Origin of the sequence: Sabulicella rubraurantiaca (genome assembly GCF_017355885.1) — a bacterium.
GTDB lineage: Bacteria > Pseudomonadota > Alphaproteobacteria > Acetobacterales > Acetobacteraceae > Roseococcus > Roseococcus rubraurantiacus.
Window position 1 is genome coordinate 130,059 of sequence record NZ_JAFEUU010000010.1, and the last position, 13,038, is coordinate 143,096.

Here is a 13,038-nt window from a genome sequence, read left to right on the forward strand (position 1 = left end):
AGGGCGAAGGGCGTCAGCGACAGACCATGCAAGCAGCATCGCCCGCCCCGCGCGCCATCGTCCAGCGGAATGGCGGGGCGGTCAGCCCCGCGGCAGGCGTTCCAGCACCCGCTCCCGCCCCATCAGCGGCAGCAGTGCCTTGAGGTCGGGGCCGTGATCCTCCCCCGTGAGGGCGAGGCGCAGCGGCAGGAACAGCGCCTTGCCCTTGCGCCCGGTCCGGGCCTTCAGCGCCTCAGTCCAGCTATTCCAGGTGGCGGCGTCCCAAGGCTCGGGCGGCAGGGAGTCGCGCGCGGCACGGAGGAACTCGCCCTCGCCCTCGATCTCCGGCGGGGCGATGCGGCCGGCGACCACCTCCCACCAGTGCTTCGCCTCGGGCAGCAGGTCGAGATTGCCGCGCACCGCGTCCCAGAACGGGGCATCGGCGCCGGGCGGCAGGTGGGGCTGCGCGGCTTCGAAGGGCATCTCGTGGATCAGGCGGCGGTTCAGCGCCAGCATCTGCCGCAGGTCGAAGCGCGGCGAGGAATGGGACACGGAGTCCAGCGTGAAGCCCTCGACGAGTTCGGAAGGCCGCCCCGGCGCCGGATCGCGCGAGGTGCCGAGCGCGGCGAGGTAGCCGGTGATCGCCGCTGCCTCCACCCCGTCCCGCCGCATCTGCCGCAAGGAGAGCGACCCGATGCGCTTGGACAGCGGGCCGCCATCGCTGTCGGTGAGCAGCGGCAGATGCGCGAAGCGGATCGCGCGCGGGTCGCCGCCCAGCGCCGCGAAGATGTCGAGCTGGACGCCGGTGTTGGTGACGTGGTCCTCGCCGCGCACCACGTCGGTGATGCGCGTCTCCAGATCGTCCACCACCGAGGTGAAGGTGTAGAGCGGCGAGCCGTCGGCGCGCACCAGCACAGGGTCGCTGATCGCGGAAAGCTTCACGCTGCGCTCGCCCAGCACGCCGTCCTGCCAGGACACGCTGCCGCCCGAAAGGCGGAAGCGCCAATAGGGCGACTTGCCGTTATCGAGGGCGCGCTGGAACTGCTCCGGCGTCATCTTCAGCGCGGCGCGGTCATAGAGGGGCGGGCGGCCCTGCTTGCGCTGCAATTCGCGCTTGTAGTTCAGCTCCTCCTCCGTCTCGAAGCACGGGTAGAGGCGGCCGGCTTGCTTCAGCTTCTCAGCGGCGGCGGCGTAGCGGTCCAGCCGGTCGGACTGGCGGAACATCCCATCCCAGTCGAGGCCGAGCCAGCGCAGATCCTCCTCGATCGCCTGGGCGTATTCGGGGCGGGAGCGCTGGGTGTCCGTGTCGTCCAGGCGCAGGAGGAACTCACCGCCCTCCCGCCGCGCGACGAGCCAGTTGGCCAGCGCCACGCGCGCATTGCCGACATGGAGGTGCCCAGTGGGCGATGGGGCGAATCGCAGCTTCATTCGCCGCTCCCCCCGTCACCATCGCCGTCGCCTTCGCCGTCCTCGCCCCCATCCTCATCCTCCTCCTCGCCGATGCGGCGGGGATCGAGGACGCGCCAGTTGCGCTGCTCCGCGTCGCGGCAGGGATGGGCGGCGAAGTCGGCGAGTTCGCTGGCGCTGGTCCAGCCGCCCTCGCCGCCCCCTTCCACCACCGCATCCTCGCCGAAGGCGAACCACGCATCGCGTACGGCGGCGGCGTCCATGCCGGGGGCACGGCAGAACTCCACACTGTCGCGCACGCGGCGTCGCGCGAACTGGTTGGCATGGGCGAGGGAGGAGAAGCCGCGTACCACCTCCACCGGCTCGGCACCGTTGCCGCCGGAGAGGTCCATGATGCGCACCTCGATCTCCCCGCCGGAGCCGAGGATGTCGGAACCCTTGATGGTCACGTCACGAGTCCCGTGAAGCCGTTGGTGATGGGGTAGCGCCGGTCGCGCCCGAAGGCGCGGCGGCCGATCTTCACGCCGGGTGGCGCCTGGCGACGCTTGTACTCCGCGCGATCCAGCATGCGCCAGATGCGCAGCACCTCGGCCCGGTCATGGCCACGCGCCACGATCTCGTCCACGCCGCGCTCCTCCTCGACCAGCGCATGGAGGATGTCGTCCAGCACGTCATAGGGGGGCAGCGTGTCCTGGTCCTTCTGGTCGGGCTTGAGCTCCGCCGAGGGGGGCTTGGTGATCACGCGCTCGGGCATGGCGGGGCCATTCGGGCCCTGGGCACCCTCCGGCACATGGGCGTTGCGCCAGCGGCACACGGCGAAGACGTCGGTCTTGTAGACATCCTTCAGCACGGAATACCCGCCGCACATGTCGCCATAGATGGTGGCGTAGCCCGTGCTCATCTCGCTCTTGTTGCCGGTGGTGAGCAGCATGTCGCCGAACTTGTTGCTCATCGCCATCAGCGTGACGCCGCGGATGCGCGACTGGATGTTCTGCTCCGTGACGCCGGCAGGGTCGGCATCCGGCCGGTTGCCGAAGGCCGGGGCGAGCATCGAGTCGAACGCCTCCATCGCCGGGCCGATCGGAATGGTCTCGTAGCGGATGCCGAGGAGGCGCGCGCATTCCGCCGCATCCTCCAGGCTCTCGGTGCTGGTGTAGGGCGAGGGCAGCATCACCGCCCGCACCCGCTCCGGCCCCAGCGCATCCGCCGCCACGGCAGCGGAAAGCGCGGAGTCGATGCCGCCCGAGAGACCCAGCACGACGCCGGGGAAGCGGTTCTTCTCCACGTAGTCGCGCAGGCCGAGCATCATGGCGTGGTAGATCTCGGCCGGGCGCTCCAGCGGCGGCGTGATCGCGCCGGGCTGGCAGCGCCACCCCTCCGCCCCTCGTTCCCAGTCGGTGAGGATCAGCGCCTCGCTGAAGGCGGGGGCGCGCATGGCGAGGGAGCGGTCGGCGTTCAGCACGAAGGAGGCGCCGTCGAACACCACCTCGTCCTGGCCGCAATTCTGGTTGAGGAAGACGAAGGGCAGCCCCGTCTCCACCACCCGCGCGACGGCGAGGTCCACACGTCCCTGCGCCTTGCCCACCTCGAAGGGCGAACCATTGATGGAGAGCAGCATCTCCGCGCCGCTTTCCGCCAGGGTCTCGGCGACGGCGGGGAACCACCAATCCTCGCAGATCATCAGGCCGAGGCGCACGCCGCGGAACACCACGGGGCCGGGAGCCGGGCCGGGGTCGAAGACGCGCTTGTCGTCGAAGACGCCGTAATTCGGAAGCTCGTGCTTGGCGCGGCGGGCCACGATGCGGCCACCATCCAGCAGGAAGGCGGCGTTGTGGAGCTTGCCCCCGTCCACCCACGGCCCACCCAGGACGAGGCCCGGCCCGCCATCCGCCGTTTCCGCCGCCAGCGCCTCGATCTCCGCCTCGCACATGGCGCGGAAGGCGGGCTTGAGGACCAGATCCTCGGGCGGGTAGCCGGCGATGGAGAATTCGGGCGTCACCAGCAGGTCGGCGCCCGCCGCCGCCGCTTTCGCGCGCCATTCACGGATCCGGGCCGCGTTGGCGCGGATCTCCCCCTCATGCGGGTTCATCTGGGCCAGCGCGATGCGGAGCTTCATTCCCCCGAGTTAGGCTCCGCCCCCCGCCGGGTCAACGCGGGGCTTCAGCCCGGACCGGAGCGTGCCTTGCCGTTCTTGCGCAGGAGGAACTCGCGACCCAGCTTCACCCGCGGCGTGCCGTCATATTCGACGATGTCCGAGGTGGCGTAGGTTTCGCTCCAGGTGTTGGGGATGAAGGAGCCGGTGCCGACCACATCCACCGGCGCCCGCGCCTCGGCCATCACGCGGCACTTGCCCACCCCGAAGCCGGAGGAGGCGACGATGCGGACGCGCGGGAAGCCCGCCTCGTCCAGCGCCTCGCGCATGCGCCAGATGGCGGCGGCGCTGACCCCGGTGCCAACGAGGTGACGGAGCTCCGTCTCGGAGCGGTAGCGACGAATGGCGCCGGGCGCGTGGCGCTCCAGCACGGCATAGCTTTCCGCCGGATCGAGCCCTTCCAGGAAGCGCCCGCCATGGGTGTCCAGCCGCAGGGACATCCGCCCGGCCCCGGCGAGGTCGGGAAAGCGCCGGCACGCCGCCAGCCCGTCCGTCACCTCCAGCCCGAAATAATCCACCAGCACGGTGAGATCGGAATCCGGGAAGGTCTCGCGGAACATCTCCGCCGCGCGCAGCGTGGACCCGGCATAGCCGATCAGGGCATGCGGCATGGTGCCACGCCCCGCCTCGGTGCCGAACCAATGGGCCGTGGCGTCGTTGGCGTTCCCGACGAAGCCCTTCGCCCCCTCGCGCTGCGCCGCCGCGCTGCCCACGCTGGCGGCATAGGCCATCATCTCCTGCATCTCGCCGCCGGCGCAGTGCCGCGCCTCCATGGCCAGGAAGGCGGCGCCGGGCAGTTCCACGCACATCTGGTAGGCGTTGTGGGCGGCGACGCAGGCGGGGCCGAGGCGCTGGAGGTAGAGCGTCTCCAGGTCCGACAGCAGCGCCATGCTGCCCGTGAGGTAGAAGATCGGGTCGCCCGCGCCGACCCAGGTGCCCTCGGGGTAGCGCACGTCGATCTCGATGGCGGCGCCGCGCTGCGACGCCACCTCGCGCACGAAGTCAAGGGCAAGGCGCGGCGCCGAGATCACCGGGCGGCGCAGGAACACCGCATAGGTGACGCGGCAATCGCCGAAGCGCTCCACCACGGCGCGGGTGCGGTTGAAGTAGCTGTCCGTCCGCGCCCGGATTTCCGCCTCGTTCATTGCGCGGCGTGCGGCACGCTTCTGGCGGGCTGCGGGCGCTGCGCCTTCAACTCCTCTGCAATCAGGAAGGCGAGCTCCAGCGACTGCTCCGCGTTCAGCCGCGGGTCGCAGAAGGTGGCGTAGTTCTCGCCGAGATTGGCGGCGGTGAGGCCATGGGCGCCGCCGACGCATTCCGTCACGTTGCGCCCCGTCATCTCGATATGCACGCCGCCGGGCACGGCGCCCGCCTCGACCATCACGTCGAAGAAGCCGCGCACCTCCTTGATGATCGCGCCGAAGTCACGCGTCTTGTAGCCGTTCTGCGTCGTGGTGTTGCCGTGCATCGGGTCGCAGAGCCACACCACCTCGCGCCCCGCCGCCTTCACGGCGCGGGCCAGAGGCGACAGCTTCTCGACCACCTTCTCCGCACCCATGCGCGCGATCAGCGTCAGACGCCCCGGCTCATTGGCCGGGTTCAGGATCTCGATGAGGCGAAGGAGATCGGACGCCTCCATGCTTGGCCCCACCTTCATGCCGATCGGGTTGGCGACGCCGCGCAGGAACTCGACATGCGCGCCCTCCGCCTGCCGCGTCCGGTCGCCGATCCACAGGAAATGCGCCGAGCACGCATAGGTCTTGCCCAGATGCGTCGAGCTTTCCCGCGTCAGCGCCTGCTCATAGGGCAGCAACAGGGATTCGTGAGAGGTGTAGAAGGCCGTCTCGCGGATCTGCGGCGCGTTGTCGCTGTTCATGCCGCAGGCGGCCATGAAGCCCAGCGTCTCGTCGATGCGGCGCGCCAGCCCCTCATACTGGTCGGCGAGGGGCGAGCGGTTGACGAACTCGAGGTTCCAGCGATGCACCTGGTGCAGGTCGGCGAAGCCGCCGGTCGCGAAGGCGCGCAGCAGGTTCAGCGTCGAGGCGGATTGGAGATAGGCGAACTCCATCCGCGAGGGGTCCGGCAGACGGGCCTCGGCGGTGAAGGCGGCGCCGTTGATGATGTCGCCGCGATAGGAGGGCAGCGTCACCCCCTCCACCGTCTCCGTGTCGGAGGAGCGCGGCTTGGCGAACTGCCCCGCCATGCGGCCCAGCTTCACCACCGGGGTGCCGGCGCCGAAGGTCAGCACCACCGCCATCTGCAGCAGCACCTTGAAGGTGTCGCGGATCGCGTTGGTGTTGAAGTCGGCGAAGCTTTCGGCGCAGTCGCCGCCCTGCAGGACGAAGGCGCGGCCCGCCGCGGCGTCGGCCAGCCCGGCCTTCAGCCGCTCGCACTCACCGGCAAAGACCAGCGGGGGAAATCGCGCGACCTTGGCTTCCATGGCGGCGAGCGCCACGGGATCGGGATATTCGGGCACCTGACGGATCGGCATCCGCCGCCAGGAGGAAGGGCTCCAGCCGCGCGCCATGAGAGGCGAACTCCTTGGGAAGCTTCAATGATCGGCTGAGATTAGGCCACCGCGTCCCCCTTGCCTACTCCGCCGCGTAGCCATGGGCCGGCGCCTCCTCCACCCCTGCCACGCGGGTGCGGGTCCGCAGGGTCACGAACTCCTCTGCGGCCGTCGGATGGATGCCGATGGTGCGGTCGAAATCGGCCTTGGTGGCCCCCATCACCACCGCGATGCCGATGCCCTGCATGATCTCCGCCGCGTCCTCCCCCAGCATGTGGGCGCCGAGGACGCGCTGGCTCGCCTGGTCGACCACCAGCTTCATCAGGGTCTTGCGGCCCTCGCGCTTGCTGATGGTGTGGCGCATCGGCGTGAAGTGGGTGACGTAGATGTCGGTCGGGCCGCGCGAAGCCGCCTCCGCCTCGGTCAGGCCGACCGTGGCGATGGGGGGCGAGGTGAAGACCGCGGTGGGGACGTTCTCGTAGCTGGCCTTGCGGGGGTTCTTGCCGAACAGCGTGTCGGCCAGGGCATGGCCCACCGCCGTCGCCATGGGCGTGAGGTTCAGCCGGTCCGTCACGTCGCCGATGGCGAAGATGTGCGCGACATTGGTCGCGTGCTCCGCATCCACTGGGATGGCGCCGTTCGCCGCCACCGAGACGCCCGCCTTCTCCAGCCCCAGCCCGCGCGTGTTGGGCTCGCGCCCGGTGCAGAAGAACACCGCGTCCACCTCGCGCGTGAAATCGGTGGAAAGGGTGAGGAGGGTGCAATCCTCCATCTTGCTCAGCCGCACCGGCTTGGTGCCCGAGGTCATGGTGATGCCCTGGGCGGTCATCGCCTCCATCACCGAAGCGCGGATGTCGCGATCGAAGCCGCGCAGCGGCAGGTCGCCGCGGAAGATCACCTCCACCTCCGCGCCGAGGCCGCGCAGCAGGCAGGCGAATTCCAGCCCGATATAGCCCGAGCCGATCACCGCCACGCGCTTCGGCAAGGCCTTCAGCGTGAACAGATCGTCGCTGATCAGGCCGAGCTCCGCGCCCGGAATGTCGAGCTTCGTCGCCCAGCCGCCAGTGGCGACGACGATGCGCGACGCCGTGACGCGCTTGCCGCCCACATCCAGCGTGTGCGGATCGAGGAAGGTGGCGCGGGCATCGAAGACGGTGCAGCCCGCCCCCGCCAGCATCCGGCCATAGATGCCGGAAAGCCGCGCCACCTCCGCGTCGCGCGCCGCGGCCAGCCTGGCCCAGTCATGGCCGTGATTCTCGATGTTCCAGCCAAAGGCCGCGGCATCCTCCGCCCACATCCCGTATTCGGCGGCGTTCACCATGATCTTCTTCGGCACGCAGCCCACGTTGACGCAGGTGCCGCCCCAGAACCGCTCCTCCGCCACCGCGACCTTCGCGCCATGCCCGGCGGCGATGCGCGCGAGGCGCACCCCCGCGCTGCCCCCGCCGATCACGAAAAGGTCGAAGTCATGCTGAGCCATGGGCGGAGTCCTCACGGGGAGTGGCGTGGATGAGATGGGCGCGGAAGGTCGCGGGGTGCTGGACGAAGACCGGGTCCCAGCCGGCGCGGCGCAGCGCTTTCAGGAGGAATTCCTTCTGGAAGCCCAGCTCCATCCAGCCTCGCTCGATCGCTTCGATGGAGATGCCGTCGAGGCGCGGGCCCCAGGGATAGGGCACGGGGCCGGTCGTCATGCCATCCGGCACGATGGGCTCGCCGCACAGGATCAGGCGTCCGCCGGGGTTCAGCCGTGCGCGCAGGCGGCGCAGCAGCGGCATGAAGTCGGCGGCGTGGTGGAAGGCCTCGAAGAACAGGATCGCGTCGAAGCGCTGCCCGTCGAAGCCCTCGCCGAACAACCCCTGCTCGCAGGCGACGGAGAGTCCCATGGCCTCGGCTTGGCGCTCGATCAGGCGGAGATATTCCGGCTCCACGTCCACGGCGTGGCAGCGATAGCCCATGCGGGCGAGGCTCAGAAGGAACTGGCCGGTCCCGGCACCGTATTCCAGCACCGTCGCGGGCGGCGGCAGCGGCAGGGCGCGCAGCATGGCGGCATGGGCGTCCAGGAACTCCGCCACCAGGGCGGGGTCGCGGAAATCCCAGGGCGAGAGGCCGCTCCACAGGTCGCGATCCTGCATCCCGTGGCCGAGGCGCTCGTCGCGAAGCGGGTCATAGCCGGGCCGGCCGCGCAGCGTGGCGAGCAGCTCCATCGCGCGCGCCGCGTATTCCGGGGAGAAGGGGTCGAGGGCGCGCAGCTCCGCCACCTCGGGCGGCGGGTCGAGCATGAGGCGGCACAGCGCGTCGTAGAGCGCACGCGCCTCAGTGGGCGGCGCCTCGCGCAGCGCCTGGATGCGCGCGCGCATCGCCTCCAGCGTTTCCACCGCCTCGCCGGACGGGGATGTGGCCTCGTCCGGCGGCGGCGGGGTGGGGAGAGGCTCGGGCAGGCCGAGCACCGGGCGGAGCCGGGCCTGGGCGCCCGGCGGCAGGTGGCGCCAGACGCGCCGTGCCGCCGGGTGCGCGATCACCTTGTCGCGAAGGCGGCTCAAATCCCGCCCAGCGCGAGGTACTTGATCTCCAGATAGTCGTCGATGCCGTACTTGCTGCCCTCGCGACCCAGACCGGACTGCTTCACCCCGCCGAAGGGCGCCACCTCGGTGGAGATGATGCCCTCGTTGATGCCGATGATGCCGGCCTCCAGCCCCTCGGCCACGCGGAAGATGCGGCCGACGTCGCGCGCGTAGAAATAGGCAGCGAGGCCGAACTCGCTGTCATTGGCGAGGGCGATACCCTCCTCCTCCGTCTTGAAGCGGAAGAGTGGTGCGACGGGGCCGAAGGTCTCCTCGCGGAAGATCTGCGCGTCCTGCGGCACGTTGGCGAGAATGGTGGGCTGGAAGAAATTGCCCCCCTTCTCGTGGCGCTCGCCGCCCGCCACCACCAGCGCGCCGCGCTTCAGCGCGTCGGCGATGTGCTCCTCCACCTTCTTGACCGCATCGCCGTTGATCAGCGGCCCCTGGGTCACGCCCGGCTCCATGCCATTGCCGACCTTCAGCGCCGACACCGCGTCCTTCAGCTTGGCGGCGAAGGCGTCATACACCCCGTCCTGCACCAGGATGCGGTTGGCGCAGACGCAGGTCTGCCCGGTGTTGCGATACTTGGACGCCATGACGCCCTGCACCGCGGCATCGAGGTCGGCATCGTCGAAGACCAGGAAGGGCGCGTTGCCGCCGAGTTCCATGGAGGTCTTCTTGATGGTCGGCGCGCATTGCTCGAGCAGGATGCGCCCCACCTCGGTCGAGCCGGTGAAGGACAGCTTGCGCACCGCGGGGTTGCCGGTGAGCTCGGCCCCCGTCTCGCCCGATGGCCCGGTGATGACGTTGCACACGCCCTTCGGCATTCCCGCGCGCTCCGCCAGCACGGCCAGCGCCAGGGCGGAGAAGGGCGTCTGCGAGGCCGGGCGGATCACGCCCGTGCAGCCCGCCGCCCAGCCCGGACCCGCCTTGCGGGTGATCATCGCGGCGGGGAAGTTCCAGGGCGTGATGGCGGCGAAGACGCCGATCGGCTCCTTCAGCACCAGGACGCGGCGGCCCTGCTGGTTGTGCGGGATCACGTCGCCATAGACGCGCTTCCCCTCCTCCGCGAACCATTCGATGAAGGAGGCGGCGTAGGCGACCTCGCCCTTCGCCTCGGCCAGCGGCTTGCCCTGCTCGGCCGTCATGATGGCGGCGAGGTCGTCGGCATTGGCCAGCATCAGGTCATGCAGCCTGCGCAGGATCGCCGCGCGCTCCTTCGCCAGCATCTTGCGCCAGGCGGGCATTGCCGCCTCGGCCGCCGCGATGGCGCGGGCGGTCTCGGCGCGGCCCATGGCCGGCACCTCGCCCACCACCTCGCCCGTCGCCGGGTTGCGGACGGCGATGCGCTTGCCGCTATCGGCCTGCACCCACTCGCCGTTGATGCAGTTCGCTTGCCGCAGGAGGTCGGGGTCCTTCAAGGGCAGCTTCGCGGTGGTGTCGAGCATGGGCTGGTTCCTCCGTTCCCGCCCGCAAGATAAGCAGCCCGGCCCCCGTTGTCAGCCGCGCGGGGCCGTGGGTAGCCTCGCGCCCGATTCAAGGGGAAGGAACGCGCCATGCCGCGCCGTATCGTGGACATCTCAGTGGCGCTGACCGCCGGCATCCGCAGCGACCCGCCGCACATGCTGCCGCAGATCGAATACCTGGACCACCACGCCACCGCGCCCGCCATGGCCGCGACCATGGGCGTGCCGGTGGAGTCCCTGCCCGAGGGCGAATACGCCGCGGTGGAGCGGGTGACGCTCTCCACCCACAACGGCACGCATCTGGACGCGCCGTACCACTACTTCTCCCGCATGAACGAACGCACCGTTCCGGGCGGCGAACCCTCCTGGCGCATCGACGAGGTGCCGCTCGACTGGTGCTTCCAGCCCGGTGTGAAGCTCGATTTCCGCCACCTGCCCGACGGCCACGTCGTCTCCGCGAAGGAGGTGGAGGCGGAACTCGAGCGCATTGGCCATGTGCTGAAGCCACTGGAGATCGTGCTGGTGAACACCGCCGCCGGCGCCCGCTACGGGGAGGAGGATTTCCTCGACAGCGGCTGCGGCATGGGGCGGGAGGCGACGCTGTACCTCGTGGAGCGCGGCATCCGCGTCGTCGGCACGGATGGGTGGAGCTGGGATGCCCCCTTCTCCCACACCGCGAAGCGCGTGAAGGAGACCGGCGACGCGTCGCTGATCTGGGAGGGGCACCGCGTCGGGCGCGACATCGCCTATTGCCACATGGAGAAGCTGTCGAACCTGGAAGCCCTGCCTAGCAGCGGCTTCACCGTCGCCTGCTTCCCCGTGAAGGTGCATCGCGGCAGCGCCGGCTGGACCCGCGCCGTGGCGATCCTCGAGGAGTGACCGCCATGCTACGCCGCGCCCTGCTGGCCCTGCCCTTCCTTGCCCTGCCCGCCGCCGCGCAGGAATGGCGGCCCGAGCGGCCGATGACGATCGTGCTGCCCTACGCACCTGGCTCCGCCGCGGATGGCTACAGCCGCGCCATGGGCGAGCATTTCACGCGCGTCCTCGGCCAGCCCGTCACGGTGGTCAATCGTGACGGCGGCTCCGGCACGGTGGGGATGCGCGCCGTGGCGCAGGCGGCGCCGGACGGGCTGACCCTCGGCATCACGCCGATGACGCCGGTGGTGGTGCAGCCGCACATGGTCCGCAATCTGGGGATCGGGCCGGACAGCTTCGCGCCGGTCTGTGGCATCGCCGAGAACGTGCTGGGCGTGGTGGTGCGCGACGACAGCCCCTGGCGTTCGCTGAGGGACCTCGTGGAGGAGGCGAAGCGCCGCCCGCTTTCCTATGGCAGCCCAGGGCCGAACTCCCTGCCCTTCCTCGGCATCTGGCGCGTGCAGCGCAGCGCGGGCGGGAGCTTCGAGCATATCCCCTTCCGCGGCGACCCACCCTCCATGACCGAGACGCTGGCGGGGCGGCTGGATTTCTCCGCCGTGGTGGTGGCCTCGGCCTCCGGTCAGATCGCCTCGGGGCGGATGCGGCTGATCGGCGTCTTCTCCGACCGCCGCCACCCCGATTTCCCGGACGTGCCAACGGCGAAGGAGCAGGGGCTGGACGCGGTGCAGCTCTCCTTCGTCGGGATGTACGCACCGCGCGGCACGCCCGAACCCACGCTGCAGGTGCTGGAGCGCGAATGCCGCAACGCGATGGAGACGGAGAATTTCCGGCAGGTGGCGCGGCAGCTGAACGTCGTCGCCGGCTTCCGCTCGCGCGCCGATTTCTCGGCCATGGTGCGCGACGAATATGCCAGCTTCGGCACCATCCTGCCGCAGCTTGGGGTGCGGCCGGAGTAGCGCCGGGCCTAATCCGCTGCGGCACCCCGCCGCAGCGTTCGAGGACTCGCTACTCCACTGTCACGCTTTTTGCGAGGTTGCGTGGCTGGTCCACGTCGGTGCCCTTCAGCACGGCGACGTGATAGGCGAGAAGCTGCACCGGAATGGCGTGCAGAATGGGCTGCGCGAAGGGATCCACCTCCGGCAGCTCCACCACCGCCTCGGCAAAGCGCCGCAGCGCGGGCGCGCCGGCGGCATCGGTGAAGGCCATGATCCGCCCGCCACGCGCCGCCGCCTCCTGCAGGTTGCTCAGCGTCTTCTCAAAGAGCGGCCCGCTGGGGCAGATCGAGATCACCGGCACGGCAGTGTCGATCAGCGCGATGGGGCCGTGCTTCATCTCGCCGGCGGCATAGCCCTCGGCGTGGATGTAGCTGATCTCCTTCAGCTTCAACGCCCCTTCCATGGCGATGGGAAACATCGGCCCGCGCCCGAGAAACAGCACGTCGCGCGCCTTCGCCACCTCGGCGGCCAGTTCGCGGATCTGCGCGTCCTTCTCCAGCACCAGCGCGGCGCTGTGCGGCAGGGTCAGCAAAGCCTGGGTCAGCCGCCCCTCGTCCAGCGTGGACAATTCGCGCCGCGCCCGGCCCATGCCAATCGCCAGGCACGCCAGCACCGCCAGCTGCGCCGTAAACGCCTTGGTGGAAGCCACCCCCACCTCCGGCCCCGCCACGGTCAGCACCGTCGCGTCGCTTTCCCGCGCCATGGAGCTTTCGGGCACGTTCACGACAGAGAGCACCTTCTGCCCCCGCTCGCGCAGCAGCTTCAGCGCCGCCATCGTGTCCGCCGTCTCGCCCGACTGGGAGACGAGGATGGCCGCGCCGCCCTCGGCGAGCGGCGGGTCGCGGTAGCGCAGCTCGCTCGCCACGTCGGCATCCACGGGAATGCGCGCCAGGCGCTCGATCCAGTAGCGCCCCACCTGCCCCGCCAGGAAGGCCGAGCCGCAGGCCGAGACGGTGAGGCGCGGCACGCGGGCGGGGTCGAAGGGCAGGCGCGGCAGCCGCACCTCCAGCGTCTTGGGGTCGAGATACTGCCGCAGCGTGTCGCCCAGCACCGCCGGGTGCTCGTGCAGCTCCTTCTCCATGTAGTGGCGGTA

Annotated in this window: 11 protein-coding genes; 2 read left to right on the top strand and 9 right to left on the bottom strand. The window is 70.3% G+C overall.

Going from position 1 to position 13,038, the window contains the following annotated elements; translation table 11 throughout:
- Positions 1-81: 81 nt before the first annotated feature.
- From gltX to JTJ31_RS17295, 8 genes are all read right to left on the bottom strand, one after another.
- Positions 82-1,407 (bottom strand): glutamate--tRNA ligase, encoded by a 1,326-nt coding sequence (gene gltX, locus JTJ31_RS17260; protein ID WP_207539962.1) that lies wholly within the window; start codon positions 1,405-1,407, stop codon positions 82-84.
- Positions 1,404-1,835 (bottom strand): hypothetical protein, encoded by a 432-nt coding sequence (locus JTJ31_RS17265; protein ID WP_328805766.1) that lies wholly within the window; start codon positions 1,833-1,835, stop codon positions 1,404-1,406. Before JTJ31_RS17265 ends, gltX begins: the two co-directional genes overlap by 4 nt.
- Positions 1,832-3,502: an NAD+ synthase gene (locus tag JTJ31_RS17270; protein WP_207539963.1), complete on the bottom strand. Its 1,671-nt coding sequence runs from the start codon at positions 3,500-3,502 to the stop codon at positions 1,832-1,834. The genes JTJ31_RS17265 and JTJ31_RS17270 overlap by 4 nt, the downstream gene beginning before the upstream one ends.
- Positions 3,503-3,546: 44 nt before the next feature.
- Entirely contained in the window at positions 3,547-4,683 is a 1,137-nt protein-coding gene (locus tag JTJ31_RS17275; RefSeq protein WP_207539964.1) for a beta/alpha barrel domain-containing protein, read from the bottom strand.
- On the bottom strand, positions 4,680-6,065 hold the full coding sequence (locus JTJ31_RS17280) for a class II 3-deoxy-7-phosphoheptulonate synthase (RefSeq protein ID WP_207539965.1): 1,386 nt from the start codon (positions 6,063-6,065) through the stop codon (positions 4,680-4,682). The genes JTJ31_RS17275 and JTJ31_RS17280 overlap by 4 nt, the downstream gene beginning before the upstream one ends.
- 64 nt (positions 6,066-6,129) lie before the next feature.
- Entirely contained in the window at positions 6,130-7,527 is a 1,398-nt protein-coding gene (gene gorA / locus JTJ31_RS17285; protein ID WP_207539966.1) for a glutathione-disulfide reductase, read from the bottom strand.
- Complete coding sequence (locus tag JTJ31_RS17290) at positions 7,514-8,587, bottom strand: class I SAM-dependent methyltransferase (protein WP_207539967.1); 1,074 nt, start codon at positions 8,585-8,587, stop codon at positions 7,514-7,516. Before JTJ31_RS17290 ends, gorA begins: the two co-directional genes overlap by 14 nt.
- Positions 8,584-10,056: an NAD-dependent succinate-semialdehyde dehydrogenase gene (locus JTJ31_RS17295; protein ID WP_268957097.1), complete on the bottom strand. Its 1,473-nt coding sequence runs from the start codon at positions 10,054-10,056 to the stop codon at positions 8,584-8,586. The genes JTJ31_RS17290 and JTJ31_RS17295 overlap by 4 nt, the downstream gene beginning before the upstream one ends.
- Positions 10,057-10,164: 108 nt before the next feature.
- Here JTJ31_RS17295 and JTJ31_RS17300 point away from each other — a divergent pair, with 108 nt between their 5' ends.
- A complete protein-coding gene (locus tag JTJ31_RS17300) occupies positions 10,165-10,953 on the top strand; it encodes a cyclase family protein (protein WP_207539968.1) in 789 nt (262 codons plus the stop codon).
- A 5-nt stretch (positions 10,954-10,958) separates the two neighbouring features.
- Positions 10,959-11,906, top strand: a complete 948-nt coding sequence (locus tag JTJ31_RS17305) for a tripartite tricarboxylate transporter substrate binding protein (protein WP_207539969.1) — start codon at positions 10,959-10,961, stop codon at positions 11,904-11,906.
- 49 nt (positions 11,907-11,955) lie between these two features.
- On the opposite strand, the gene glmS is transcribed toward JTJ31_RS17305, so the two are convergent.
- Positions 11,956-13,038 (bottom strand): glutamine--fructose-6-phosphate transaminase (isomerizing) (glmS, locus tag JTJ31_RS17310; protein WP_207539970.1); only part of this gene is annotated, 1,083 nt, incomplete at its 5' end.

Coding starts and splice junctions, on each gene's coding strand:
- gltX (WP_207539962.1), bottom strand. CDS start 1,407: ATGAAGCTGCGATTCGCCCCATCGCCCACTGGGCACCTCCATGTCGGC.
- JTJ31_RS17270 (WP_207539963.1), bottom strand. CDS start 3,502: ATGAAGCTCCGCATCGCGCTGGCCCAGATGAACCCGCATGAGGGGGAG.
- JTJ31_RS17275 (WP_207539964.1), bottom strand. CDS start 4,683: ATGAACGAGGCGGAAATCCGGGCGCGGACGGACAGCTACTTCAACCGC.
- JTJ31_RS17280 (WP_207539965.1), bottom strand. CDS start 6,065: ATGGCGCGCGGCTGGAGCCCTTCCTCCTGGCGGCGGATGCCGATCCGT.
- gorA (WP_207539966.1), bottom strand. CDS start 7,527: ATGGCTCAGCATGACTTCGACCTTTTCGTGATCGGCGGGGGCAGCGCG.
- JTJ31_RS17295 (WP_268957097.1), bottom strand. CDS start 10,056: ATGCTCGACACCACCGCGAAGCTGCCCTTGAAGGACCCCGACCTCCTG.
- JTJ31_RS17300 (WP_207539968.1), top strand. CDS start 10,165: ATGCCGCGCCGTATCGTGGACATCTCAGTGGCGCTGACCGCCGGCATC.
- JTJ31_RS17305 (WP_207539969.1), top strand. CDS start 10,959: ATGCTACGCCGCGCCCTGCTGGCCCTGCCCTTCCTTGCCCTGCCCGCC.